This window comes from Bacteroides caecimuris (assembly GCF_001688725.2).
GTDB lineage: Bacteria > Bacteroidota > Bacteroidia > Bacteroidales > Bacteroidaceae > Bacteroides > Bacteroides caecimuris.
This window is the reverse complement of sequence record NZ_CP015401.2, coordinates 2051103-2076628: the sequence shown is the minus strand read 5'-3', so window position 1 is coordinate 2076628 and position 25526 is coordinate 2051103. Positions and strand designations below refer to the sequence as shown.

Annotated in this window: 21 protein-coding genes and 2 tRNA genes; 14 read left to right on the top strand and 9 right to left on the bottom strand. The window is 42.0% G+C overall.

Translation table 11 applies throughout. The features are described 5' to 3' along the window. Positions 1-5: 5 nt before the first annotated feature. Positions 6-533, bottom strand: coding sequence for an FHA domain-containing protein (locus A4V03_RS08910; protein ID WP_065538621.1), 528 nt, complete (start codon positions 531-533; stop codon positions 6-8). A gap of 18 nt (positions 534-551) precedes the next feature. Then, positions 552-1643 (bottom strand): HU domain-containing protein, encoded by a 1092-nt coding sequence (locus A4V03_RS08905; protein ID WP_065538620.1) that lies wholly within the window; start codon positions 1641-1643, stop codon positions 552-554. Between the two features lie 90 nt (positions 1644-1733). Between A4V03_RS08905 and rfbC the strand changes: the two genes are divergently transcribed. The 3 genes from rfbC to A4V03_RS08890 are packed head-to-tail and all read left to right on the top strand — an operon-like array spanning position 1734 to position 4455. Then, on the top strand, positions 1734-2282 hold the full coding sequence (gene rfbC / locus A4V03_RS08900; RefSeq protein WP_065538619.1) for a dTDP-4-dehydrorhamnose 3,5-epimerase: 549 nt from the start codon (positions 1734-1736) through the stop codon (positions 2280-2282). Between the two features lie 26 nt (positions 2283-2308). Then, positions 2309-3622: a UDP-glucose dehydrogenase family protein gene (locus A4V03_RS08895; RefSeq protein WP_065538618.1), complete on the top strand. Its 1314-nt coding sequence runs from the start codon at positions 2309-2311 to the stop codon at positions 3620-3622. A gap of 35 nt (positions 3623-3657) precedes the next feature. Beyond that, the gene (locus A4V03_RS08890) at positions 3658-4455 is read left to right on the top strand and encodes a DUF4738 domain-containing protein (protein WP_065538617.1); all 798 of its coding nucleotides are present in this window, start codon (positions 3658-3660) and stop codon (positions 4453-4455) included. 81 nt (positions 4456-4536) lie between these two features. On the opposite strand, the gene A4V03_RS08885 is transcribed toward A4V03_RS08890, so the two are convergent. Beyond that, positions 4537-5799, bottom strand: coding sequence for a DEAD/DEAH box helicase (locus tag A4V03_RS08885; RefSeq protein WP_065538616.1), 1263 nt, complete (start codon positions 5797-5799; stop codon positions 4537-4539). A gap of 46 nt (positions 5800-5845) precedes the next feature. Beyond that, positions 5846-7075, bottom strand: a complete 1230-nt coding sequence (gene serB, locus A4V03_RS08880; protein WP_065538615.1) for a phosphoserine phosphatase SerB — start codon at positions 7073-7075, stop codon at positions 5846-5848. 269 nt (positions 7076-7344) lie between these two features. Between serB and A4V03_RS08870 the strand changes: the two genes are divergently transcribed. Both A4V03_RS08870 and A4V03_RS08865 read left to right on the top strand, forming a co-directional pair. Next, positions 7345-7848 (top strand): thioredoxin family protein, encoded by a 504-nt coding sequence (locus A4V03_RS08870; RefSeq protein ID WP_065538613.1) that lies wholly within the window; start codon positions 7345-7347, stop codon positions 7846-7848. Positions 7849-8107: 259 nt separating this feature from the next. Next, the gene (locus A4V03_RS08865; protein ID WP_065538612.1) at positions 8108-9667 is read left to right on the top strand and encodes an IS1634 family transposase; all 1560 of its coding nucleotides are present in this window, start codon (positions 8108-8110) and stop codon (positions 9665-9667) included. A gap of 220 nt (positions 9668-9887) precedes the next feature. Here the strand turns inward: A4V03_RS08865 and A4V03_RS08860 are convergent, their stop codons facing one another. Genes A4V03_RS08860 through lon form a run of 3 tightly spaced genes read right to left on the bottom strand, consistent with a single transcriptional unit; the run spans position 9888 to position 14581 of the window. Further along, on the bottom strand, positions 9888-10985 hold the full coding sequence (locus A4V03_RS08860; RefSeq protein ID WP_065538611.1) for an LptF/LptG family permease: 1098 nt from the start codon (positions 10983-10985) through the stop codon (positions 9888-9890). A gap of 3 nt (positions 10986-10988) precedes the next feature. Continuing rightward, a complete protein-coding gene (gene tgt, locus A4V03_RS08855) occupies positions 10989-12119 on the bottom strand; it encodes a tRNA guanosine(34) transglycosylase Tgt (protein ID WP_065538610.1) in 1131 nt (376 codons plus the stop codon). Beyond that, positions 12116-14581, bottom strand: coding sequence for an endopeptidase La (gene lon, locus A4V03_RS08850; protein WP_065538609.1), 2466 nt, complete (start codon positions 14579-14581; stop codon positions 12116-12118). Before lon ends, tgt begins: the two co-directional genes overlap by 4 nt. Before the next feature lie 216 nt (positions 14582-14797). Here lon and A4V03_RS08845 point away from each other — a divergent pair, with 216 nt between their 5' ends. Then, positions 14798-15508 carry a tRNA1(Val) (adenine(37)-N6)-methyltransferase gene (locus A4V03_RS08845; RefSeq protein WP_065538608.1) on the top strand — a complete coding sequence of 237 codons (711 nt, stop codon included), beginning with the start codon at positions 14798-14800 and terminating at the stop codon, positions 15506-15508. 115 nt (positions 15509-15623) lie between these two features. Here the strand turns inward: A4V03_RS08845 and A4V03_RS08840 are convergent, their stop codons facing one another. Then, positions 15624-15818, bottom strand: coding sequence for a hypothetical protein (locus A4V03_RS08840; RefSeq protein ID WP_065540354.1), 195 nt, complete (start codon positions 15816-15818; stop codon positions 15624-15626). A 274-nt stretch (positions 15819-16092) separates the two neighbouring features. Between A4V03_RS08840 and A4V03_RS08835 the strand changes: the two genes are divergently transcribed. The 5 genes from A4V03_RS08835 (at position 16093) to A4V03_RS08815 (ending at position 20330) form a co-directional block, all read left to right on the top strand. Then, positions 16093-16167: transfer RNA gene (locus tag A4V03_RS08835), tRNA-Pro, on the top strand. Positions 16168-16202: 35 nt separating this feature from the next. After that, positions 16203-16277 (top strand) — tRNA-Pro (locus A4V03_RS08830). Positions 16278-16450: 173 nt separating this feature from the next. Continuing rightward, positions 16451-16837 (top strand): ISAon1 family transposase N-terminal region protein, encoded by a 387-nt coding sequence (locus A4V03_RS08825; RefSeq protein WP_024988949.1) that lies wholly within the window; start codon positions 16451-16453, stop codon positions 16835-16837. Then, on the top strand, positions 16803-17786 hold the full coding sequence (locus A4V03_RS08820) for an ISAon1 family transposase (RefSeq protein ID WP_065538607.1): 984 nt from the start codon (positions 16803-16805) through the stop codon (positions 17784-17786). Before A4V03_RS08825 ends, A4V03_RS08820 begins: the two co-directional genes overlap by 35 nt. A gap of 852 nt (positions 17787-18638) precedes the next feature. Beyond that, complete coding sequence (locus A4V03_RS08815) at positions 18639-20330, top strand: transposase (protein ID WP_065537976.1); 1692 nt, start codon at positions 18639-18641, stop codon at positions 20328-20330. Positions 20331-20615: 285 nt separating this feature from the next. Here the strand turns inward: A4V03_RS08815 and spt are convergent, their stop codons facing one another. Beyond that, on the bottom strand, positions 20616-21800 hold the full coding sequence (gene spt / locus A4V03_RS08810; RefSeq protein ID WP_065538606.1) for a serine palmitoyltransferase: 1185 nt from the start codon (positions 21798-21800) through the stop codon (positions 20616-20618). 220 nt (positions 21801-22020) lie between these two features. Here spt and A4V03_RS08805 point away from each other — a divergent pair, with 220 nt between their 5' ends. The 3 genes from A4V03_RS08805 to A4V03_RS08795 all read left to right on the top strand — a co-directional run bounded on the left by A4V03_RS08805 (position 22021) and on the right by A4V03_RS08795 (position 25304). After that, a complete protein-coding gene (locus tag A4V03_RS08805) occupies positions 22021-23046 on the top strand; it encodes a diacylglycerol/lipid kinase family protein (protein ID WP_065538605.1) in 1026 nt (341 codons plus the stop codon). Between the two features lie 108 nt (positions 23047-23154). After that, positions 23155-24918: an aspartate--tRNA ligase gene (aspS, locus tag A4V03_RS08800; RefSeq protein ID WP_065540353.1), complete on the top strand. Its 1764-nt coding sequence runs from the start codon at positions 23155-23157 to the stop codon at positions 24916-24918. Beyond that, on the top strand, positions 24915-25304 hold the full coding sequence (locus A4V03_RS08795; RefSeq protein ID WP_065538604.1) for a GtrA family protein: 390 nt from the start codon (positions 24915-24917) through the stop codon (positions 25302-25304). The genes aspS and A4V03_RS08795 overlap by 4 nt, the downstream gene beginning before the upstream one ends. The last annotated feature ends 222 nt before the right edge of the window (positions 25305-25526 follow it).

Genomic DNA, 25526 nt, shown 5'->3' with positions numbered 1-25526 from the left:
AGAATTTATTCAGCAACGTGCAAAATAAACGTTGTAGCCCCAATAGTCACAATAGCACCATCCTCAATGCGTACACGGTCTTTATCCCCTAGGATCTCATTCATGAGGAAAGTACCTGTCAGGCTCGGAGCGTCCCTCAATGTATAAACAAGTTTTCCTTGCTTATTACGTTTGATATTGATGATGCAATGGCGGCGGTCCATACTCATATCACCGCTTTCAATGGGCGTATTGATAGAAGTTCCCACGCAACGACGACCTATGACATTGTCACCTTCTTGTAAGGGCAATATCTGTTTATAACCGAATACATTTTCGATAACAGTGATATATCCGAATTCTTCTTTATGGGATTCAGCTTCTTCTTCCAGTTTTTCTTCCTTTCTAAGAGCCTTTACTTTGCTTTTTCCAAGCCGGATGCTGAATTGCTTGCCACAATGCTCACATTCAAATACCAGTGATTGGCCTTCGCTATACTTGGTTTCATCAAAAAAAAGGTAATTCTCACATTTAGGGCAAAGAACTCGTTTCATGCTTTTAAAAAGGGATTTTTATTTAGCCAGTAACCAGGCATTCTTATAAGTTTCGTTTTTTCTTAGCTCAAGTAATTGCTTAGTCGCTTCATTACGGTTGTCGAATGAACTGATGCTGACACGTACTTTTCCATCCATATTCAGCGCTTTTGCATTAGCAAACCCTTTTGATTTTAATTGGGTTGCTATGGCTTCTGCATCTTTCAGGCTGATTCCTCCTGCCACAATGATATGAAAAGGATGGTTAACGCTTTTTTGAGATTTAACCGCAGGGGCAGTAGCGGCAGTAGTCGCTGATGTTCCCTGTTTGGTCACTTTCACTTCTTTAACTGCGATTGGTTTGGAAGTCTTGACCTTATCTGCTGTATGCTTTTTAGTGGATGAAGCCTTTGTTGAAGAAGCAGAAAGCTTCTTAGCTTGTTGCATTGCCTCGCTCTTAACATACACAGGAGTTACTGCAACCGATTGCTTTTCTATTTGCTCAAAAAGCTCACTGGGTAATAATTGTGCATAATTGTTCTTTTGAACATCGGTATTCTCTACCGGAGTTGAAAAGGCAAAGAATAAAACGATAGCAGCAATCATTGCTGCAGCATTGCGAAGATATGCACGATTGATACTAATTTCAAAAGTCTTCTTTTCCTTCTCCTGATGAGTCGGTACCCATACTTTTTCTTTCTGTTGCAGAACGGAAAGTTCCTGCATTTCAAAGAAATCAAGACCGTATAATGAAGGAGTCGTTATCTTAGAGTCATAAGGTATAAACTCATAGTTACCGTAAACATTATAATGAATCTCGCCTATATTATCCAAATGTGCTTTTCCTTCTTCATGAAGGAGACCGATGAATTCGTTTACTTCCTTTTCTACTATGCGGCTGGCGTCAGCAAAACTTGTGTCATACGCTGACATATAAGATTGCACCAATACGCCGTCATTCAGTTTTAATTGAGGATTAAAGCCGATTGTGCGGGTAGGAGGTAAGAATATATTTTCTTCCTTAATGCGGGTTGCAGGCGAGTAATGCGCTACAAAACCGCCAAAGCCCGGAACAATGACGCAATCATTTTCCAGTAGTAAAGTCTCTATATGTTGTGCCAATTCAATCATGTCTGCAAAATTACGAGATAAATTGAATATATCCCAGAAAACTTCGAAAAATTCACTACTTTTGCATCGTTTTATTTATCACTATCAATAATGAACTATATACAGACGGAAATAGACGGAGTATGGCTGATAGAGCCTAAAGTTTTCTCCGATGAACGGGGCTATTTTATGGAAGCCTATAAGAAAGAAGAGTTTGATGCCAATATCGGTCCTGTAGATTTTATACAGGACAACGAGTCGAAATCATCTTTTGGTGTGTTACGCGGATTGCACTATCAGAAAGGAGAATACAGTCAGGCGAAACTGGTTCGTGTTCTCAAAGGGAAGGTACTGGACGTTGCCGTTGATTTGCGTAAATCATCGCCTACGTTTGGAAAGCACGTTTGCGTATTGCTTAGTGAGGAAAACAAGAGACAATTTTTTATTCCCCGTGGTTTTGCTCATGGTTTTGCAGTTTTGAGCGAAGAAGCTGTATTTACGTATAAGGTAGATAACAAGTATGCTCCGCAGGCAGAAGCGTCTATTTTGTATAATGATGAAACATTGGGGATAGATTGGCCGTTGGCAGATTCGCAAATGGTATTATCGGCGAAAGACAGAGAGGGGACTGCCTTTAAAGACGCTGTTTATTTTGAATGAATTTCTAAATAAACAATAGCTCAAGTATGAAAATAGCAATCGTGGGAACAGGGTATGTGGGTCTGGTTTCAGGTACATGCTTTGCCGAAATTGGCGTGAATGTAACGTGTGTAGACACGAATAAAGAGAAAATCGAATCTTTGCAAAAGGGGAATATTCCGATTTATGAGAATGGATTGGAAGAGATGGTGCTCCGTAATATGAAAGCAAAGCGATTGAAGTTTACAACCTCATTAGAAAGTTGTCTGGACGACGTGGAAGTTATATTCAGTGCGGTTGGTACCCCTCCGGATGAAGACGGTAGCGCTGATTTGAAATACGTGTTGGAGGTGGCTCGCACCATTGGTCGCAATATGAAACAGTATAAATTGGTAGTTACCAAAAGTACCGTTCCGGTGGGTACTGCCAGTAAGGTTCGCGCGGTTATTCAGGAAGAATTGGATAAGAGAGGCATGAAAGTTGATTTTGACGTGGCTTCTAATCCGGAATTCCTGAAAGAGGGAAATGCGATTAGTGACTTTATGAGTCCGGACCGTGTGGTAGTGGGAGTAGAGTCGGCACGTGCGGAGAAATTGATGTCCAAACTATACAAGCCATTCTTATTGAATAATTTCCGTGTGATTTTCATGGATATTCCATCTGCGGAAATGACTAAATATGCAGCAAACTCGATGTTGGCAACTCGTATCAGTTTTATGAATGATATCGCGAACTTATGCGAAATCGTTGGTGCGGATGTGAACATGGTACGTAGCGGAATAGGTTCGGACACCCGTATCGGACGTAAATTCTTGTATCCGGGCATCGGATATGGTGGTTCCTGCTTTCCTAAAGACGTGAAAGCATTGATTAAGACTGCGGAACAAAACGGTTATAGTATGCGGGTACTTAGTGCTGTGGAAGAAGTAAATGAACAACAGAAAAGCGTCCTGTTTGAGAAGTTAAAGAAACAGTTTAATGGCGATTTGCAAGGTAAGACTGTTGCTTTGTGGGGACTGGCATTTAAACCGGAAACGGATGACATGCGTGAGGCTCCGGCATTAGTCCTGATCAATAAATTGCTAGAAGCTGGTTGCAAGGTGCGTGCATACGATCCGGCTGCCGTACAAGAGTGCAAACGTAGAATTGGAGATACAATCTATTATGCTTGTGACATGTACGATGCAGTGTTGGATGCTGATGTATTGATGCTAGTTACCGAATGGAAAGAATTCCGTCTGCCTTCATGGGCCGTTATCAAGAAGACGATGTCTCAACAAATAGTGTTGGACGGACGTAATATATATGATAAAAAAGAGATGGAAGAGCTCGGATTTGTTTACCATTGTATTGGTAAATAAAAAAATAGGAGTATCTTTATACAAAACTAAGATAGATGATGAAAAATGTGGCTGTATCGTTAATGGCAATCCTTTTCGCGGCATGTGGCGGTAATAAGAGTCCTCATTCTCTTCAACAGGAGAAAGAGGATCTTAGTGCAAAAGAGATACTACAGGGAATTTGGCTGGACGATGAAACGGAGAGCCCGTTGATGCGTGTGGAAGGAGATACCATCTACTATGCAGACGCACAAAGTACTCCCATTGCATTTAAAATAATGCGGGACATTCTTTACACTTATGGAAATGATACCACTTATTACAAGATTAATAAGCAAGGAGAACATATATTTTGGTTTCATTCCATCACGGATAATGTAATAAAACTGCATAAATCCGAAGATCTCAATGATTCTATTTATTTTGTCCGTCAGAAACTAGTGATTCCGACTTATACGGAAGTAACCAAACGCGATAGTGTAGTGACCTACAATGGCACTCGCTATCGTGCATACGTATATATTAATCCATCTAAGATGAAAGTCATCAAGACGACTTATTCCGAGGACGGGATTAGTATGGATAATGTGTACTACGATAATGTGATGCACATCTGTGTATACGAAGGTAAAAGGAGTCTGTTTGCCAGCGATATAACCAAACAGATGTTTGACAAAGTACTTCCTGTGGATTTCTTGGCACAATCAATCCTGTCAGATACAAAGTTTGTGAAAGTAAACCGGAATGGTTTCCATTATCAAGCTGTATTAGCCATTCCGGAAACTTCCATATATAGCATTGTAAATATGGAAGTGAGTTTTAAAGGCGATTTGGAGATTACCTCATCTAAATAAGGATTCTACTTCTATCCAAATAGAAATTAGGTTTTCCCCAATAAGAAATACGGATTCTATCCAAACAAAGAATTATAGATTCTATTTTTGTCTGGGCGCAGAGTAGTTGCTTTTCTTCCCTCCGTTGTTTCTTTTTCCTCGGAAATCTTTTCTTTTAGAGAAATTCCTATTCCTGTTTTTGTTGAACGAACGCGGTTTGTATTCTGGAGCCTCTCCCAATTCTTCAGGGATGGGAATCTTATAAATCTCTTTCTCCAGGAAATTCTCAATGCTTTTGAAGTTACTCTGTTCCTTTTCGTTGATAAACGTAAGTGCCACCCCGTCATTGTTGGCACGTGCTGTACGACCGATGCGGTGCACATAGTCCTCGCTGTCGTGAGGCACGTCGAAGTTGATAACCAAGCGGATATCATCGATGTCGATACCACGTGCAACGATGTCCGTAGCTACTAATATATTGATTCGTCCGGCTTTAAACTCGTGCATAACCGTTTCCCGTTGAGCCTGTTCCAAGTCCGAATGCATCTCACCTACGTTCAGTTTCATTGATTTCAATGCCTTGGCAACTTCTTTAACCTTGATTTTGGAAGAAGCAAAGATAATCACACGTTCCGGGACCTCATCCATAAAAAGACTGCGTATGATGCCCAGCTTTTGATTTTCATAGCAGACGTATGCCGCCTGAATAATCTTTTCGGCAGGTTTGGAAACTGCGAGCTTTATTTCCGACGGATCGTTTAAGATCGTATTTGCCAATTGCTGTATCTTTGTCGGCATTGTTGCTGAAAACATGATAGTCTGTCGTTCCTTCGGCAGATATTTGACTATTTGCATGATATCTTCGTAGAATCCCATGTCGAGCATCCGGTCTGCTTCATCTAAAATAAAATAAGAAACCTTGGAAAGATCTACATATCCAAGGCTTAAATGGGCGATCAGACGTCCGGGAGTAGCAATGACAACGTCAGCTCCCAATGTGAGTCCCTTTTTCTGTTGTTCGAACAATATCCCGTCATTTCCGCCATATACAGCAACGCTCGATACCGGCATGAAATAGGAAAAACCTTCCATTTGCTGGTCAATCTGTTGAGCTAATTCCCGGGTAGGAGACATGATGACACAATTAATCGCATCCTCCGGATGTTGACCTTCAGATAATTTGTTCAATACAGGAAGCAGAAACGCTGCTGTTTTACCTGTCCCTGTCTGTGCTACTGCGATCAAATCTTTACCCTCGAGTATGATTGGAATTGCTTGTTCTTGTATAGGCGTACATTCGTCAAATCGCATGGCATCAAGCGCCTCAAGTACATTTGCATTTAATTGTAGTTCGGAAAACTTCATTCTTTTATTTTATTTGTCAGCAAAGATAATCTATTTTTTGGTCTAATTACATATTCAAGTAAGAATCTTTGAATCCGAGGAAATAGAGCACTCCATCCAGTCCGATAGTGTTGATTGATTGCTTGGCATTGGCCACTACTTTGGGCTTGGCATGGAAGGCGATTCCTAGTCCGGCAACCCCTAGCATAGGAAGGTCGTTGGCTCCGTCTCCTACGGCGATGGTCTGTGCAATATCTACCTTTTCCACTTGTGCAATGAGGCGGAGCAGTTCGGCTTTCCGTTTTCCGTCTACTACATCCCCCAAGTAACGTCCGGTCAGTTTACCGTCGATGATTTCCAGTTCGTTGGCATAGACATAATCTATACCATATTTCTTTTGCAGGTACTGACCGAAATATGTGAACCCTCCCGAAAGGATGGCGATCTTGTAACCGTACTTCTTCAATACATACATCAGTCGCTCTACACCCTCTGTGATAGGCAAGTTCTCGGCTATTTCCTGCATTACCGATTCGTCCAACCCCTTCAATAAGGCTACGCGGCGGGTAAAGCTCTCTGTAAAGTCTATTTCTCCACGCATGGCGCTTTCCGTGATGGCTTTCACCTCGTTGCCTACACCAGCACGGATGGCTAGTTCGTCAATCACTTCTGTCTCTATTAAGGTAGAGTCCATATCAAAACAAATCAGGCGGCGCATACGGCGGTACATATTATCTTGTTGGAAAGAAAAGTCCATTTCCAGTTCGCTGGCCAGCTCCATTAGCTTCTCCTGCATGGCAATGCGGTCTTTCGGAGTACCTCTTACTGAAAATTCGATGCAAGCTCGAGTACGTGTATCAGTCTGATATTCGTCCAACGGGATACGACCTGTCAGACGCTTGATAGCATCGATATTCATACCCTGTTCGGCTAATATGCTTGTAGCGGCAGAAATCTGGCGGGCGGAAAGTTTGCGTCCCAACACTGTCAGGATATAGCGGTTTTTCCCTTGCATGCCTACCCAATTGTCATATTGTTCGGTGGTGATAGGTTCAAACCGGATGGTCACTCCCAATGAAGAAGCTTTGAACAGGAGTTCCTTCATAATGAATCCGGAGTGTTTTTCTTCGCTCTTGAACAGAATCCCCAACGATAAGGTATTATGAATATCTGCCTGGCCGATATCAAGGATCGTAGCATCATATTTGGCAAGAATTTCAGTCACAGAAGCAGTCAGTCCCGGACGATCTTCGCCGGTAACTCGAATCAGAATCAATTCAGTATTTGATGGTTGCATAAAAAATAGACTTTAACTTTGCAAAAGTAGAGAAAAAAGTTCGTTTTTATGCTAAATAACATAAAAAGTTATACCCGAAAAGTGAGATTTTTGCTTATTTGCTTGGAAGTTAATTTAATATTTGCTTACCTTTGCACTCGGTTTCAAAAAAACAAAGGCTCTGATAATCAGCGGATTCCTCTTCGCCTGATGCCTGAAAAGACAACGTTTCGGGAAGAAACCACTGTTTAAGGACAGTCCCCGGATAGTATTAACTAGAACCGAATTACATGAAGTATGTAAAATGGATTTTTGTTGTATTACTGATTTGTTCCTTGACCGCTTTCGTTGAGAAAGACAAACCTACCGGAGGTTTGAATGAGGGCGACGTAGCCCCTGATTTCAAAATCGAATCTACGTCAAATGAGCAACCCGCCTTTAAGTTGGGAAATTTGAAAGGCAAATATGTGTTGCTGAGTTTTTGGGCAAGTTATGACGCGCAGTCCCGGATGCAAAACGTAAGTTTAAGCAATGCGCTTCGTTCTTCTCATAATGTGGAAATGGTTTCTGTTTCATTTGACGAATATCAGTCAATATTTAAGGAAACTGTTCGTAAGGATCAAATAGTTACGCCCACTTGTTTCGTGGAAACAGAAGGCGAGGATTCCGGATTGTTTAAGAAATACCGTTTAAATCGGGGATTCACTAACTATTTATTGGATGGAAATGGTGTAATAATAGCCAAAAACATCTCTGCTGCAGATCTTTCTGCTTATGTAAAAGAAATCGGTTAACGATTTTAGGAATGTAAGGAGAAAGAGGGATTTTCCGGATCACCGTCAGGTGAAAACAATGGAGAATAGACAAAAGAGGAAATGGATACAACAAAAAAGTTCCGCCTACACTTGCATTAGCAGGAATAGGCGGAACTTCTTGTTTTTCCTGACTTTATCACTTTTTTAAAATTTTCTCATGAACCTGCCCTATAGATATCTGTAGCAGTGTTTTTAAGTCTAATTTGGGTGACGCACGGGAATTTTGTATCTTCGTGCTATGTTTGTGCGTAGGAAAAAGAATCGATCCGGTTCGACCAGTGTTGTCGTCGCCGATAAGAGTTCCAGTAGATTTACGGAACTCCATGTCATAGGTGTGGGTACAACCGAGGATGAAATTAGTCAACTTGTAAATGAAGGAAAGAATTGGATAGCCCATTACGGTGGACAGCAAACCATAAGCTTCCCTGATGATGAGTGTGAAAAACTAAGACGGGAAGAGAATTCAATGACTGAGTACATAGTATCCAATATAATAAGTACTTCTCTGAATTCACCTCAGAGAATCATCAATAAAGTTTACGATAAAATCGGATTCAATATCATACAGGATGAAGAACTACGTCATCTTGTAGTATCCAGAATATGCTCTCCTATGAGCAAGAAGGCCACAGTGGATTATCTGAGACGGCATTTCAAGGAAGAGGTCAGTTTACAGAAGATTTATCGTTATCTCGATAAACTATATAATACCCAGCAGGAACTCGTGCAGGAGATAAGTGTTAAGCATACAAAAGGATTGTTTGGCGGGAATTTAGGGATACTTTTCTACGATGTCACAACCCTTTATTTTGAGACAACGAATAAGGACGAGTTACGGGAATCCGGTTTTTCCAAAGATGGTAAAAATGCAAATTCACAAGTAGTTTTAGGACTTCTTGTCAGTCGTGGAGGATATCCCTTGTCTTATTCTCTGTTTAACGGTTCACAATATGAGGGATATACAATGCTTCCCATCGTAGATGATTTTGTTCAAAGATTCAATCTCGGCAATGATTTTGTAGTAATTGCAGACTCCGGGCTTATGAGCGCAAAGAATGTAAAGCTACTCCGTGATGGTGGATATAAGTATATAATAGGTGCCAGGATAAAGAAGGAATCCGGCCGGATAATGGAGAAAATAATTGCAACAGAGCGTCGGTGTGGGGTGTTCAATGATATCAAATATCCGGATGGAGACAGGCTTATTGTTGGATACTCTGATGAAAGGGCAAAGAAGAACGCATTCGATAGAGAACAAGGTGTGGAAAGGCTAAGAAAACGTTTTTCTAAGGGAACACTGACGAAGGCGGACATCAACAAACGAGGCTACAACAAGTTCCTTTCAGTCAGTTCTGGAATTACAGTCAGTATAGATGAGGAAAAGATAAAGGAAGATGCAATATGGGATGGATTAAAAGGGTATAAGACAAATACGGATCTAAGTCCAGAGAAAGTCTATGAAGCCTATCAGAATCTATGGAATGTGGAACGGTCGTTTCGTATTACCAAAGGTACGCTGGATGTAAGACCGATGTTCCATTTCACGCCAAGAAGAATTGAGGCTCATGTTTGTATATGTTTCGTTGCTTTGAAAGTATACAAGGAACTTGAAAGGCTATTAAAATTGTCTGGGTGTCCATACTCTGTAGATGAAACACTCAAGATAGCCGAGACTATAGTTACTATTGAGATTGCACGTCCGGAGAATAAAGACACTATAACAAAAACTCTCTGCCTCACAGAGGAGGAGAGAGCTATAGCGTACCTCATTGATACTGATGATTGGTTAGAGTTATGATTTGGGTGACGCAATGATAAAGTCAGGAATGGAGAATAGACAAAAGAGGAAATGGATACAACAAAAAAGTTCCGCCTACACTTGCATTAGCAGGAATAGGCGGAACTTCTTGTTTTTATATCTTTCTTTCTGCGGTATATCCGAAGCCTTTGGATAGTCTGCGGATCGAGTTCCTGAAGACTGCGGAAGGCTTGCAATCCTTTTATTTGTTGCTTTCTGGTTATTTGGGTGCTTTCTGATACAGGAAGAATGCGATACCTGCATAAAGGATATTGGGAATCCAGACTGCAATGGCAGGAGGCACATTTCCGTTCACGGCAAAGGTGGAGGTAATCGTCTGGAAGAGGATATAAGAAAAACTTAATCCTAATCCGATACCCAAGTGGAGTCCCATACCACCTTTTGTTTTGCGGGATGAAAGCGATACACCGATGATGGTAAGGATGAAAGAGGCGAATGACATGGCAATGCGTTTGTGATATTCAATCTCAAACTCCTTGATGTTGGCAAATCCTCTTCGCTTTTGTTTTTCTATATAGTCACTTAGTTCGGGGCTGGTTAGCATCTCCTGCTGATTTTTCATGATAAGAAAGTCAGAAGGCTCCATATTGATAATAGAGTCGATTCGGTCTCCCTTAGTGATTTTTTCTTTTAAACCATCTAATTCGCGTATCATATAGTCGTGGATTGTCCATTTATGAATAGTTGCAGTGTCGTAAGTGATGCGTCGTGCGGTCAGATGGGAAACCAGCTTCTTGTCAACGAATTTATCCAATGAAAAACGGTTACCGGTTTTCATGGCGTTGTTATAGTTGTCAATGTACGCTATAACCCCGCTGTCTACCTCTAATTGCACATTGCTTACCGAATTTTGTTTTTTGGGTTTGATGTACCTATCTTCAAAGTTCAGGCGCGTCACGCTTCCTTTAGGAATCACGTACGAACTTAGCGTGAAGGTGGTCAGCGCAATGATAGCGGCCGAAATCATATAAGGACGCATCATTCTCTTAAAACTCATACCGGTGGAGAACATAGCGATGATTTCAGAGTTCTCTGCCAGTTTGGAGGTAAAGAAAATAACAGCAATGAATACGAACAGCGGACTGAACAGATTGGAGAAATAGGGGATAAAGTTCATGTAGTATTCAAAGATGATCTTATCCCAAGGAGCTTCATGCTCCATCAATTTATCCATCTTTTCGTTGAAATCGAATACCACTGCAATAGAAATGATCAATGCAATAGCAAATACGTATGTCCCCAAGAACTTCTTGATGATATACCAATCCAGCCGTTTTATAAATCGATTGCTTTTCATTTCTTATAATCTAGTTGATACTCTTTTGACCATCATTGGCTTCCAAGTCGAAAAATCTCCGGCGATAATATGCTTTCTTGCTTCTCCTGCCAGCCACAGATAGAATGCCAAGTTGTGTATCGAGGCAATTTGCATGGCCAGTAGCTCTTGCGCGTGGAAAAGATGGCGCAAATAAGCCTTGCTGTACAACGTATCTACGCTCGAAGCCCCGTCGGCTTCGATGGGAGAGAAGTCGGTTTCCCATTTCTTGTTTCGCATGTTGATAATGCCATCTTTGGTGAACAACATGCCATTTCGTCCGTTTCGTGTAGGCATAACGCAGTCGAACATGTCCACGCCACGCTCTATTCCTTCAAGAATATTAACAGGGGTTCCGACACCCATCAGGTAACGAGGTTTGTCTTTGGGAAGTATTTCATTAACAATCTCGATCATTTCATACATCTTGTCTACCGGTTCACCTACTGCCAAACCGCCAATTGCGTTTCCTTCGGCCCCTTTCGACGCGATAAACTCTGCTGATTGTTTGCGCAGGTCGGGGTAGACACAACCTTGTACAATAGGGAAGAGAGCTTGCTTGTAACCATATTTAGGTTCCGTCTCATTAAAACGTTGTATACAACGATCGAGCCATCTGTGCGTCAAACCTAATGACTTTTTGGCATACTCATAATCCGAATCACCGGGAGGGCATTCGTCAAATGCCATCATGATGTCTGCGCCGATGGTGCGTTCTATGTCTATCACCTTTTCCGGAGTGAAGATGTGTTTGTTTCCGTCGATATGCGAACGAAATTCGGCTCCTTCTTCTCGCAGCTTTCTGATTCCAGCCAAAGAGAATACTTGGAAACCACCGCTGTCAGTCAGCATCGGGCGGTCGAAACCGTTAAAACGGTGCAGTCCGCCTGCTTTCTCGATTACATCCAGTCCCGGACGTAAATAAAGGTGATAGGTATTGCCTAGAATAATCTGTGCCTGAATATCCTCTTTCAATTCAGTCAGATGTACTCCCTTAACTGTGCCCAGTGTGCCCACCGGCATAAAGATCGGTGTTTGTATCTGCCCGTGGTCTGTGGTAATCAGACCCGCACGGGCATTACTTTTAGTGTCTGTATATTGTAACTCAAATGTCATTCCTGGCTGGGTTTCTTAACGGATAAATCAATAGCGTCCGACACTTTCTCATTGGTCAGCGCAATGGCAAATACCTCTTTTATATCGTTTACATAGTGGAAAGTCAGTCCTTTCAGATAAATCTCCTGAATCTCATCTATGTTCTTTTTGTTCTCGGCACTCATGATGATTTCCTTGATTCCGGCACGCTTGGCTGCCAATATCTTCTCTTTGATGCCACCCACGGGAAGCACTTTGCCGCGAAGGGTAATTTCGCCTGTCATGGCAATGTTGGCTTTCACTTTTCTTTGGGTCAGGGCAGAAGCCAAAGAGGTGGCCATCGTGATACCTGCTGACGGACCGTCTTTCGGAATTGCGCCTTCGGGAACGTGGATATGGATATTCCAGTTGTCGAAGATATCCTCGTCCAGATTCAGGACCGAAGCGTGCGCCTTGATATATTCAAGTGCCAACATGGCAGATTCTTTCATCACATCCCCCAGATTACCGGTCAGTGTGAGACGTCCGCCCTTGCCACGGCTCAAGCTCGTTTCTACAAATAAGATTTCGCCTCCGACGGCTGTCCATGCCAATCCGGTGACTACGCCTGCGTAATCATTTCCTTGATACTTGTCACGTGTATATTCCGGTGCTCCCAGGAAGTCATACAAATCCGACGGTTTGATTTCTGTTTTGGTGAAATAACCGTCCGTAGCATACTGTCGGGCTGATTTACGAAGGATTTTACCAATCTTCTTTTCCAGCTCACGAACGCCGCTTTCACGGGTGTATGACTCGATGATAGCTTCCAGCGTATCTTTGGGAAGCTTGATATCTGTCTTTTTAAGTCCGTTGGCTTCCAGCTCTTTGGGAACCAGATGCTTGCGGGCTATCTCTATTTTCTCTTCTGTGATATATCCGCTAACCTCAATCAATTCCATACGGTCGAGCAATGGACCGGGGATTGTATTCAGGTTGTTGGCTGTTGCGATAAACAATACCTTTGAGAGGTCGTAGTCTACATCTAGGAAGTTATCGTGGAAAGCAGTATTCTGTTCCGGATCAAGCACTTCCAGTAATGCGGAAGAGGGGTCTCCCTGACGGTCGGCGCTAACCTTGTCTATTTCATCCAAGATAAAGACAGGATTGGATGCACCAGCTTTAATCAAGCTCTTGATGATTCGTCCGGGCATGGCACCGATATAAGTTTTTCGATGACCGCGGATTTCAGCTTCGTCATGCACACCGCCCAAAGACATACGTACATACTTCCGTTTGAGCGCAGATGCAATGGATTTTCCAAGAGATGTTTTACCTACTCCCGGAGGACCATATAAGCAGATAATCGGTGATTTCATATCACCTTTCAACTTTAATACAGCCAAATGCTCCAAAATGCGTTCTTTCACTTTCTCCAATCCGTAATGGTCTTTGTTCAACGTCTTTTCTGCGTTTTTAAGGTTCAGATTGTCAGTTGTATATGTACCCCAAGGAAGATTGAGCATGGTTTGCAGATAGTTAAGCTGTACGCTGTAATCCGGAGATTGCGGATGGGTACGTTCCAGTTTAGCCAGTTCTTTCATAAATGTTTCCCTGACTTCTGCGTTCCAATGCATTCTTTCTGCCTTTTGGCGCATTTCTTCTATTTCCTGTTCCTGACCGCTGCCACCCAGTTCATCCTGGATAGTCTTGATTTGCTGTTGCAGGAAGTATTCGCGTTGCTGCTGGTCGATATCTTCTCGGGCACGCATTTGGATGGATGCCTTGATTTCTGCCAGTTGCACTTCGCGGTTCAGGATTTCCAGTAAATGATATGTGCGTTCACGTAATGACTGGATGCTCAACAAGTCCATCTTCTCGTCTTTCTTGAACGGCAGGTTCGAGCAGATGAAATTGACCATAAACATCGGGCTGTTGATATTCTTGATAGCAAATGCTGAATCCTGATGTATCACATCTGATGATTTGATATATCTCATTGTCAGGTCCTTACAAGCTTCTACCAAGGCTTGAAACTCTTTATCGTCTTTGCTTGGAATATCTTCTTCCAGAAGTTCTATTTCACCTTTCAGATACGGATGGGTTTCGATAATGTTTATCAGGTTCAGACGTTTCATTCCTTGAAGGATGACAGTCGTTGTTTGATCGGGCATTTCCAATATCCGCACAATTCGTCCTACGGTGCCGATATTGTGCAAGTCCTCCAGCTTCGGATCTTCTGTATGTGCCGATCTCTGGCATACTACGGCAATATCTTTATGTTTCTTATCAGCGTCTCGTATGAGTTTCAGAGAAGACTTACGACCCACTGTAATTGGTAGGAATACTCCAGGAAACAACACCATGTTACGTAAAGGGAGTACCGGAAGAATTTCACCAGATTTCACATTTACATCAAATGCCTGTTCATCGTTCCCATCATAGTCAGTGATTAGCGAGAAGCCGTTATTGCTTCCATCTTCCAATAAATATCTTTCTTTCATCTTTTCGTTTTAATTTAGTTTATGCCATACTGATATGCATAAATCGTTTGCAAAGTTAATTGATTCTCTCTAATAATAAAGCACTGCGTAGAATAAAAAACACAAAAACAATGCCAAAATATCGGCTTGTAGGGGGAGTATTCCATAATTATTATTTATTTTTGGCGATTTGCAATAAAATAGTAGAATAAAACAGCTTTAAGATAAACGGATAAAATGTCGAATCCTTATTTTCAATTTAAGCAATTTACAGTGTGGCATGATCAATGTGCCATGAAAGTCGGTACGGATGGGGTGATTTTGGGAGCTTGGACTTCAGTTGAGGGTGCGCGCCAGATATTGGATATTGGTACAGGGACGGGGTTAGTGGCTTTAATGTTGGCTCAACGCAGTATGCCAGATGCAAAGATTGTGGCGTTGGAGATAGACGAGGCGGCGGCCGGACAGGCTAGGGAAAATGTGGTTCGTTCTCCTTGGCGGGAGCGGGTAGAGGTGGTGCATACTGATTTTAAGAAATATCGGTCTTCGGATAAATTTGACGTGATTGTTTCCAATCCCCCTTATTTTGTCGATTCGCTGGAGTGTCCGGATCGGCAGAGGGCTGTGGCTCGTCACAATGATTCATTGACTTATGACGATTTGTTGGAAGGAGTCTGTGAGTTGTTGGCGGACGACGGACTTTTTACGGTGGTTATTCCGTCGGATGTGGCCGGTCGGGTAAAGGAGATTGCGTCTGCGAAGAGGTTGTATGCGGTTCGCCAGCTTCATGTGATTACTAAACCTGGCGGTGTCTCAAAACGTACGCTGATTACCTTTTCTTTTACCGCTCAGGAGTGTGTGGTAGAAGAGTTGTTGACGGAATTGGCTCGTCATCAGTATAGTAATGAGTATATAGCGTTGACGCGGGAGTATTATTTGAACATGTAATATAGTGACGCTGGTGTTTGATCTAAAACTTGCAAATAGTTCAAAGAATTATCCCTTTTGTTTGTCTCCCAATAGGGTATAATTGGATGGATTAATTTGGGCAGTAGAGGATAAATCATCCTCTGCTGCCCATACTATTTGTATCCGGATTTAGCATCTTAACAGCTTCTTTAACTGCTTGATGAGTCGGATTGAGATATGCTTCCGCCTGTTGAATGGGAACAATTTCATTCGCCATTTTTTCATGTCCTTTTTGCTCTAACAAGTGTAATTCTTTTTCACTTGTTTCTTTTTGTTTTCTTGTTTTCATAAGGCTTTTCATTTTAAAATTCTTATTTATAAAACAGAAAACATCGAAAGATAGTTCATACTCATAGATGATTTATGTACAGGACAACTGCGCACAAATATAGTGTCCGATGATGCTTTTGATCTCTGCCAAGAAAAAAAGTAAAGACGCAAAGTTGTGAGATTCAATATGTTGAAAAATGATAGATAAAAAACATTCGTTTAGCTATTGTTAATTTAAAAAATACTCTCTATCTTTGCACCGCTTTTGAAAAGAACAACCCTTCAAGAAGTAGCGGGGTGTAGCGCAGTCCGGTTAGCGCACCTGCTTTGGGAGCAGGGGGTCGTGGGTTCGAATCCCGCTACCCCGACTACAAAGAAAAAGGAGGTTCTGTTAAAAGTTTTTCGGGGTGTAGCGCAGTCCGGTTAGCGCACCTGCTTTGGGAGCAGGGGGTCGTGGGTTCGAATCCCGCTACCCCGACGAGAAAATTAAGTCAATAAAAATTGAATAGTGTTGAGCTGATGCAGTTTGTATCGGCTTTTTTGTTTGTGCAAAATAGACCCAATTATCCCCTATTTTGGGGCAAATAAAGGCTCACCGATAAAATCATGTGGGCTTCTCAACAATTAGTATCTTTGCCCTAAAAAACTTTTATGACTAGTTACGATACTCTTTTAGTTCTTGCTCGCTTAATTCTTCCGGTTGAGCTATTGGATTGTTTTGACATTGTTGAAATAGAGAATGATGCTGAAATGTTAACCATTCATTTGGATGAGCAGAATCTTCCTCCCTTGTCTCCTACGGTTCACTCTTTAGAGTCCAAAGGTTTTCTTCCTGCGGTGTATATCCGTGATTTTCCTATCCGTGACCGTAAGGTAACCTTATGTGTACGGCGGCGTAAATGGCTCAACAAAGAAACCGGTTCTATCATCTGTAACACTTTTGAGCTTACTGCCCAAGGAACGCGACATTCAAAAGAATTCGCGTCTTTTTTAAAAGGACTGCTTGGAGAAATACCCGATTACGGCCCGCTCTCTTGAACGTTATTATCATATTGACGGTGATCAGTTTGAGCGGCAATATAAAGAGTATTTAAGTGACTACCGCATGTGGGACCAATTGTCCCATGCTGAAAACTGGTTGCTGTTTCCTGAGAACCTGGGTCCGTACTTGAGTATTGATGAGACTTCCCTCTCCAATGGGGAGTTATATACTATAATCATCAATAGAGAGGCCCACGGCGGTAAAGGTGCTATCGTAGCTATTGTCAAGGGGACTAAAGCCGACGATGTCATTGCTGTGGTAGAACAAATCCCTGAGGAGGCGCTTCAGATGGTGCAGGAAGTCACTCTTGACTTGTCAGAAAGCATGCGCAAGATCGTTCGCAGATGCTTCACTTCAGCCATCCGTGTGATAGACCGCTTCCACATTCAAAAGTTAGCCTGTGATGCTGTACAAGAAATCAGAATCGGACATCGCTGGGAAGCTATACAAGAAGAAACAGATGCCAGACAGGAAGCGAAAGGATTAAAGAAGAAATATGTTTCTCCTACTTTTGAGAATGGTGACACACGTAAGGAGCTATTGGCGAGGAGCCGGTATCTGCTTTTCAGATCTGCTGAAAAATGGACTGAATCACAGAAACGCAGAGCTGCAATATTATTCAGAGAATATCCGGATATTAAACGGGCATATTCCCTTAGTCATTCCTTAAGGATGATTTTTAATAAACGATCGATAAAGGCAGGAGCAAGAACCAATTTGGCGAAGTGGTATCAGGAAGTAGAACAATCAGGATTTGACTCGTTTAACACCATAGCAGCTACATTATACGACAGAAGCGAGGAAATATTAAACTTCTATATTAATAGGGCATCAAATGCGGCAGCAGAATCGTTTAACGCAAAAATAAAACAGTTCAGAGCACAACTTAGAGGAGTTATAGATATACCGTTTTTCTTGTATAGACTAACTAAAATTTATGCATAACCCCACTAGAATTTACGGGTGACCCCCAATATCATTATAGCTAATCCGGATATCATTATAGCTAATGAAAATATGCTTATAGCAAATCCATTGTCTGGTACTAATAGATGAACTGTCAGATGTTAATAGCCTAGTTGTCAGGTGTTAATACCTTGGTTCTCATCTGTTAATACTTGAATTGGTACATCTATAGATTCGACAGATTGCATCTATATACTCACCGTATTGCATCTATACATTCAGCACGGTGGCTATATATGTCCAGCAATCGGTATAAATAAATTCAAAAGGTGAAAGCGATAATGGAAGACTTCACCTGTTTTTTTCTACGCTTTCACCCGCTATCTCCTTATTCATCGATGTTTCAGTTATAAGGTGAAACAGGTGGAGCTTATAAATCAAAAGTTCATGTTATATTAATGCAAATCAGTTATTGAAAACAAAATCTCATTCATTACAGTATAGAATGAATTAAATTTTAGGAATGTGATTGCCTTGAATCAAATCCCTAAGAATTACAACTGAGCTTTTCGGACGGGCGACATTTAAAGCGATTGTTTTCCAAACAGGAGGACATATAAAACGAAATGGAACATCAAATATAAAAATTAGAATAAGTTGAAGTATGTGAGGAGTAGTCGGATTTCGGATAGAGGAAAAAGAAGAAAAACAGAGGCTCTGTCTATAGTTTGATTTCCTATTTTTTGGGGGAGACTGTCCGAGAACTCCTCTTTAAACAGAGGTTTGTCGTTGTCCCTCCGCAATAGCCCCTGTTTGTAGCATGGTTTAACATTAGATATTCATGCTTCTCATTCATTTTTCTTATCTTTACCTAAGCTAAGAAACAGAGTTATGGCATATAAGAAAGGTGAAGAACGACAACAGAAAGTACTTTTCCCCGATTGCATAGACGACTATGTTGAGGAGGATGCTCCGGTTCGTTTGTTTGATGCATTCGTTGATAGTTTGGATATGGGCAAGTTAGAGTTTATACGGAACATTCCCAAAGCCACGGGAAGTCCCGGGTACGACCCTCGTGACCTGTTAAAACTGTATATTTATGGTTACTTTTACCAAGTGCGTTCATCGCGCAAGTTGGCCCGTGAGTGCAAATGCAACGTGGAGGTGATGTGGCTACTGGGCAAATTATATCCTGATTTTCGCACCATTTCCGATTTTCGCAAGGATAATAAGGATAGCATAACTAAAGTATTCAAGGAGTTCAATAAGTTCTGCATGGGGTTGAAGCTCTTCTCCAAGTCATACATATCTATTGACGGAAGCAAGTTCAAGGCTGTAAATGCCAAGGATAACAATTTTACGCTCAACAAACTTGACGACCGTATCAAACGTTTGGATGAACATATCACTTTATACATGGAAGAGCTTGACTCATGCGATCGGGAAGAAGGTCGCAAACTTTCCAGAGAAGAACTTGAGCACAAACTGAATGTCTGTAAAGAACGCAAAGCCCGTTACGAAGCATACCGCACTACATTAGAGGAGTCTAATGAAAAACAGATATCGCTTACTGACCCGGATGCAAGACTGATGAAAGCGAATGAAGGTTTCTGCGTAGGCTATAACATGCAGACGGCTGTTGACGCGGACAGCCACATGATTGCCGGCTTCCGGGTCACTAACAGTCCTACTGACCATGGCCAAATAACAAACGTAGCTACAGATGTGAAAAAAGACTATGGGATTGACATCCTTGAGACTACAGCAGACAAGGGCTATGAATGCCCCGAAGACCATACCGACGCACTTGCATCGGGCATTGTACCCAATGTCATCCGGCGTGACGGTGGCTGCACCGAGCAGGTTGAGTTTGAGTACATTGGAAACACCATAACCGATGAACAGAAAGTTAGTACCAACCCCGAGGACTTGAAGGCATGTCTTCAAGCCGGAGTAATTCCCGATGTCTACAACGGAATCTTAACTGATATGGAAATTGTTGAGGTAAAAAAGCGTACATTGCCGACATCCGATTCAGCAGTGCTGGACATGACTTCCGAACAAATGCGTGCCAAAGCTCTTGAAGGCTTCTTCGTTAGGGATGCCGAACGTAACCTTGTCTATTGTCCGCAAGGTGAGATTCTTAGACAGAAATCCATTAAACGAAACGGCAATATACGTTACTGCAACAAGTTGGCCTGCAAGAAATGCAAATGCAAGTGTACCATATCCAAGTTCAAGGAAGCGGACTTTAGTAAGGATGATCTAATAAAGGTTGCTGATACCCGAAGGAAACAAGATGCAGCAAATGACGGCAATGCGAATCTGAAACCAACAAGAATAACCGTTATGAAAAAGGTGGTACGCTATGTGCTACATCTTGACCAAAAGAAAATGGATAATCGCAAATGTTTGTCGGAACATCCGTTCGGGACAATTAAAAGAACGCTCGGATACTACTATTTTTTACTAAAAGGTTTTGCAAAAGTAGGTGCAGAGATGGGATTGCTCTGTCTATCCTATAACCTACGTCGTGCTATAAGTCTCAAAGGTGTACCCGCACTGCTTGCCGCACTCCGATAAAAGACTTGCCGAGGTGCACATCCTTACGAATATAGGTAATAACCACATTTTAAAGTGCATTTTAAGCTTCTAAAACCGATTATCATGAGAGAATTTATTCTTTCAATTGAAAAACAAATTCCACCAGATAGTCTCTACGACCTCAAATCCGCTGCAAGAATGCCATCCTACAGCGAAAATCAGAGTTCTCGGACGGTCTGGGGGGGATAAAATAAAAGTCTGACACAAATCAATGTGCCAGACTTTATTTTATTCACTTGATATGAGTGATTTATTTCTCGTAGATTATAAAAGATCCAGTGTTTTAAATGCCTTAACTAGCTTTTCTACAGCACGGTCTATTTGATCTTTTGTATGAGTAGCCATTAATGCCACACGTACCAAAGTGTCTTGCGGTGCACATGCAGGAGGAATAACCGGATTAATGAATACCCCCTCGTCAAAAGCTAATTTGGTAACCATAAATGTTTTTTCTGTGTCACGTACGTAAAGAGGAATGATAGGTGATTCTGTTGCACCAATTTCAAAGCCAGCTTCACGGAAACGTTTCAATGCATAGTTGGTAGCTTCCCACAATGCTTCAAGTCTTTCCGGCTCATTTTGGATGATGTGGAGAGCTTCGAGAGCAGATGCAGTAGCAGCCGGAGTGTTGGATGCACTGAAAATATAAGTACGTGCGTTGTGACGTAGCCAGTTGATGATAGAAGAATCAGCAGCGATAAATCCACCGATAGAAGCCAGTGACTTGCTGAAAGTACCCATGATCAAATCAACTTCGTGAGTCAGACCGAAATGGTCGCAGACGCCACGTCCTTGTTTACCGAATACACCCAAGCCGTGAGCTTCGTCTACCATGATGGTAGCATTATATTTGTGTTTCAAGCGTACGATTTCAGGCAAGTTTGCCAAGTCACCTTCCATAGAGAACACACCGTCCACTATGATTAGTTTTACAGAATCCGGATTGCACTTTTGAAGTTGCTTTTCCAGATCCGCCATATCGTTATGCTTATATTTTAATTGTTGGGAGAAGGAGAGGCGACGGCCATCTACGATAGATGCGTGGTCGCGGTCATCGCAAATGATATAATCATTGCGGTCTGTCAAAGCAGGAATAACTCCGGAATTCACTGTAAAACCGGTTGAGAAGCAGAGCGCTTCATCTTTGCCAACAAAGGCAGCCAGTTCTTTCTCCAACTGAACGTGCAGGTCAAGCGTACCATTCAAGAAGCGCGAGCCTGCGCAACCGGAACCATATTTATGCATGGCGTTGATACCAGCTTCAATCACTCTTTCATCTCCCGTAAGGCCAGTGTATGCGTTGGAACCGAACATCAACACTTCGTGCCCGCCCATTTCTACCTCTGTACCCTGCTTTCCTTCTATCTCACGGAAATATGGGTAAACGCCCTGTGCCATAAACTTTTGTGGCAGGTCGTACTTAGCTAACTTATCTTGTAATAATCCCATGAATTATAATTTATTATACTCATACTCAAATCGTTCGCTGACGATCTTACATCCTTTTATCTTAACAAGTGTTTAAAAACAGGGGGCAAAGATAACAAAATTTACTTTTATCTGTTCTTTTTAAGAGAAAAAAGTTGCTCTCGTATGATTAGAAACCTCTAATAGATTAAAATTTAAGATATTTATATTACTTTTGTCGTCTACAATCGACAAGAATAGCATGAACGAAAGAATGAAAAAAATAAAATTCGTTGTCAATCCTATTTCGGGAACACAAAGTAAAGAATTGATTCTTAACTTGCTGGATGGAAAAATAGACAAGGCGAGATACTCTTGGGAAGTAGTGTATACGGAAAGAGCCGGTCATGCAGTAGAAATAGCTGCCAAAGCTGCCGAAGAGAAAACAGATATAGTAGTGGCTATTGGTGGGGACGGAACGATCAATGAAATAGCCCGTTCGTTAGTGCATACTGATACCGCGTTGGGAATTATTCCCTGCGGATCGGGTAACGGATTGGCGAGGCATCTGCATATACCGATGGAACCGAAAAGGGCATTGGAAGTGCTGAATGAAGGTTGCATGGATGTAATAGATTATGGTAAGATCAACGGTACAGATTTTTTCTGCACTTGCGGAGTAGGATTCGATGCGTTTGTCAGTCTGAAGTTTGCACTTGCCGGAAAACGGGGGCTATTGACGTATTTGGAGAAAACTCTCCAGGAAAGTCTTAAATATGAGCCGGAAACGTATGAGTTGGAAACGGAAAACGGAGTCTCCAAGTATAAAGCCTTCCTGATTGCCTGCGGAAACGCGTCGCAATACGGAAACAATGCTTATATCGCACCGCAAGCCACTCTGACAGATGGTTTGCTGGATGTGACCATTCTCGAACCGTTCACCGTATTGGACGTTCCTTCATTAGCCTTTCAATTATTCAATAAAACAATCGATCAAAATAGCCGTATCAAGACTTTCCGTTGTAAGCAGTTGTGCATCCGCCGTACTACTCCGGGGGTAGTGCATTTTGATGGTGACCCCATGGAAACGGATGCCAATATAAACATTCAACTGATTCAAGGAGGATTGCGCGTGGTAGTGCCACGAGCACCGGAAAAGGACGCAGCCAATGTGCTCCAAAGAGCGCAGGAATATATGAATGGCATCAAATTGATGAATGAAGCCATCGTCGACAATATAACAGATAAAAACAAGAAAATATTGAAAAAACTGACAAAGAAAGTCTGATAAAATAACGGATTACTGACACCGAATTACAAATTATTGCGTACTTTTGCGCAGTTTTGGTTCAATCAAAATAAAAACGCGAGTGATAATCGTTTAAATAAAAAATATATGTTTAGAACGCACACATGTGGAGAACTTAGAATCTCTGATGTAAACAAGCAAGTCACGCTGTCCGGATGGGTACAGCGCAGCCGTAAGATGGGAGGGATGACATTCATTGACCTTCGCGACCGTTACGGAATTACCCAATTGGTTTTTAATGAAGAAATTAATGCTGAACTCTGTGAACGTGCTAATAAATTGGGACGTGAGTTCGTCATTCAAGTGACAGGAACGGTTAATGAACGTTTCAGCAAGAATGCAAACATTCCTACTGGAGACATTGAAATCATTGTTTCCGAACTGAACGTACTAAATACTGCCATGACTCCTCCGTTCACTATCGAAGATAACACGGATGGGGGAGATGATATCCGCATGAAATACCGTTATTTGGATTTACGCCGTAACGCAGTACGTTCCAACTTGGAACTGCGTCATAAGATGACCATTGAAGTTCGCAAATATCTGGATAGTCTGGGGTTCATCGAAGTGGAAACGCCCGTTTTGATCGGTTCTACTCCTGAAGGTGCACGCGACTTCGTGGTGCCCTCACGTATGAATCCGGGACAGTTCTACGCACTTCCGCAATCTCCGCAGACTTTGAAGCAGTTGTTGATGGTTTCCGGTTTCGACCGTTACTTCCAGATTGCGAAATGTTTCCGCGACGAAGATTTGCGTGCCGACCGTCAGCCGGAATTTACACAGATCGACTGCGAAATGAGTTTCGTTGAGCAGGAAGATATTATCACTACTTTCGAAGGAATGGCTAAACATTTGTTTAAGACTCTTCGTGGTGTAGAACTGAATGAACCATTCCAACGTATGCCTTGGGCGGACGCCATGAAATATTATGGTAGCGATAAACCGGATTTGCGTTTCGGCATGAAATTCGTGGAACTGATGGATATCATGAAAGGTCACGGATTCTCAGTATTCGATAATGCGGCTTATGTGGGTGGTATCTGTGCCGAAGGTGCTGCGACTTATACCCGCAAGCAGCTGGATGCATTGACTGAGTTCGTAAAGAAACCACAGATTGGTGCGAAAGGAATGGTTTATGCCCGTGTGGAAGCCGATGGAACGGTGAAATCGAGTGTAGATAAATTCTATACGCAAGAGGTGCTCCAGCAAATGAAAGAAGCATTCGGAGCTAAACCGGGTGATTTGATTCTGATTCTGTCTGGCGACGATGTAATGAAAACACGTAAACAACTTTGCGAGCTTCGTCTGGAAATGGGTGCTCAACTGGGATTGCGTGATAAGAATAAGTTTGTTTGCCTTTGGGTGATTGACTTCCCGATGTTCGAATGGAGCGAAGAGGAAGGTCGTCTGATGGCTATGCATCATCCGTTTACTCATCCGAAAGAGGAAGACATTCCGATGTTGGACACTGATCCGGCTGCTGTACGTGCAGATGCATACGATATGGTGATCAACGGTGTGGAAGTTGGCGGCGGATCTATCCGTATCCACGATGCGAAATTGCAGGCAAAGATGTTCGAGATTCTTGGATTCACTCCGGAGAAGGCAGAGGCACAGTTTGGCTTCCTGATGAATGCCTTTAAGTATGGTGCGCCTCCTCATGGTGGTTTGGCATACGGACTCGACCGTTGGGTGTCTTTGTTTGCAGGATTGGATTCTATACGCGACTGTATTGCGTTCCCGAAAAATAATTCCGGACGTGATGTGATGTTGGACGCACCCTCTGTAATCGACCAGAGCCAGCTTGATGAACTGAACTTGATCGTAGATTTGAAAGAGGGCGAGTGAAAGAATCTGTACGCATATTCCGTTTTATAGTCATTGGTACAATGAACGCTTTGATTATGGCGTTGGTTGTGTGGTTAATGATGAAACAAATGTCATTTAACGGCGACTATATGGTGGCTAATATAACAGCGTATCTGATAGCTCAAATCCATAATTTTATCTGGTGTAAATATTGGATATTCCCCGTAGAAAATAAAAAGAATAGTATCTGGAAACAGATACTATTCTTTTGTTCTGCTTTCGGGTTGGCGTATACAGCACAATTCTTATTCCTTATTTTATTAGTGGAAGGATTGGATGTAAATGAATATCTGGCTCAATTTTTGGGGTTGTTTATTTATGGAGGGGCTAATTTTCTAGCTAACAAGAAAATAACTTTTCAATGAAATAGTTATTATATATAGTGTATAGGAATGGCACAGAGTTTTAAATTTAGATTTTGGCTCTGTGCCATTCTTATTTTCTTACTGTAGTAGGGGACATCTTTCACATAATAAATATAGAAAGGGCTGTCTGACAAGTCTCTCATTAATAATTTCACCCACGCTATAACTCTCTGTAGCGTGGGTGATTTTCAATATTTAGAATTCGTTAGACAGCTTCCTTTT

What these genes read in the sequence shown, in the direction of transcription:
- A4V03_RS08910 (WP_065538621.1), bottom strand. Translation starts at nt 533, where the DNA reads ATGAAACGAGTTCTTTGCCCTAAATGTGAGAATTACCTTTTTTTTGAT.
- A4V03_RS08905 (WP_065538620.1), bottom strand. Translation starts at nt 1,643, where the DNA reads ATGATTGAATTGGCACAACATATAGAGACTTTACTACTGGAAAATGAT.
- rfbC (WP_065538619.1), top strand. Translation starts at nt 1,734, where the DNA reads ATGAACTATATACAGACGGAAATAGACGGAGTATGGCTGATAGAGCCT.
- A4V03_RS08895 (WP_065538618.1), top strand. Translation starts at nt 2,309, where the DNA reads ATGAAAATAGCAATCGTGGGAACAGGGTATGTGGGTCTGGTTTCAGGT.
- A4V03_RS08890 (WP_065538617.1), top strand. Translation starts at nt 3,658, where the DNA reads ATGATGAAAAATGTGGCTGTATCGTTAATGGCAATCCTTTTCGCGGCA.
- A4V03_RS08885 (WP_065538616.1), bottom strand. Translation starts at nt 5,799, where the DNA reads ATGAAGTTTTCCGAACTACAATTAAATGCAAATGTACTTGAGGCGCTT.
- serB (WP_065538615.1), bottom strand. Translation starts at nt 7,075, where the DNA reads ATGCAACCATCAAATACTGAATTGATTCTGATTCGAGTTACCGGCGAA.
- A4V03_RS08870 (WP_065538613.1), top strand. Translation starts at nt 7,345, where the DNA reads ATGAAGTATGTAAAATGGATTTTTGTTGTATTACTGATTTGTTCCTTG.
- A4V03_RS08865 (WP_065538612.1), top strand. Translation starts at nt 8,108, where the DNA reads ATGTTTGTGCGTAGGAAAAAGAATCGATCCGGTTCGACCAGTGTTGTC.
- A4V03_RS08860 (WP_065538611.1), bottom strand. Translation starts at nt 10,985, where the DNA reads ATGAAAAGCAATCGATTTATAAAACGGCTGGATTGGTATATCATCAAG.
- tgt (WP_065538610.1), bottom strand. Translation starts at nt 12,119, where the DNA reads ATGACATTTGAGTTACAATATACAGACACTAAAAGTAATGCCCGTGCG.
- lon (WP_065538609.1), bottom strand. Translation starts at nt 14,581, where the DNA reads ATGAAAGAAAGATATTTATTGGAAGATGGAAGCAATAACGGCTTCTCG.
- A4V03_RS08845 (WP_065538608.1), top strand. Translation starts at nt 14,798, where the DNA reads ATGTCGAATCCTTATTTTCAATTTAAGCAATTTACAGTGTGGCATGAT.
- A4V03_RS08840 (WP_065540354.1), bottom strand. Translation starts at nt 15,818, where the DNA reads ATGAAAACAAGAAAACAAAAAGAAACAAGTGAAAAAGAATTACACTTG.
- A4V03_RS08825 (WP_024988949.1), top strand. Translation starts at nt 16,451, where the DNA reads ATGACTAGTTACGATACTCTTTTAGTTCTTGCTCGCTTAATTCTTCCG.
- A4V03_RS08815 (WP_065537976.1), top strand. Translation starts at nt 18,639, where the DNA reads ATGGCATATAAGAAAGGTGAAGAACGACAACAGAAAGTACTTTTCCCC.
- spt (WP_065538606.1), bottom strand. Translation starts at nt 21,800, where the DNA reads ATGGGATTATTACAAGATAAGTTAGCTAAGTACGACCTGCCACAAAAG.
- A4V03_RS08805 (WP_065538605.1), top strand. Translation starts at nt 22,021, where the DNA reads ATGAACGAAAGAATGAAAAAAATAAAATTCGTTGTCAATCCTATTTCG.
- aspS (WP_065540353.1), top strand. Translation starts at nt 23,155, where the DNA reads ATGTTTAGAACGCACACATGTGGAGAACTTAGAATCTCTGATGTAAAC.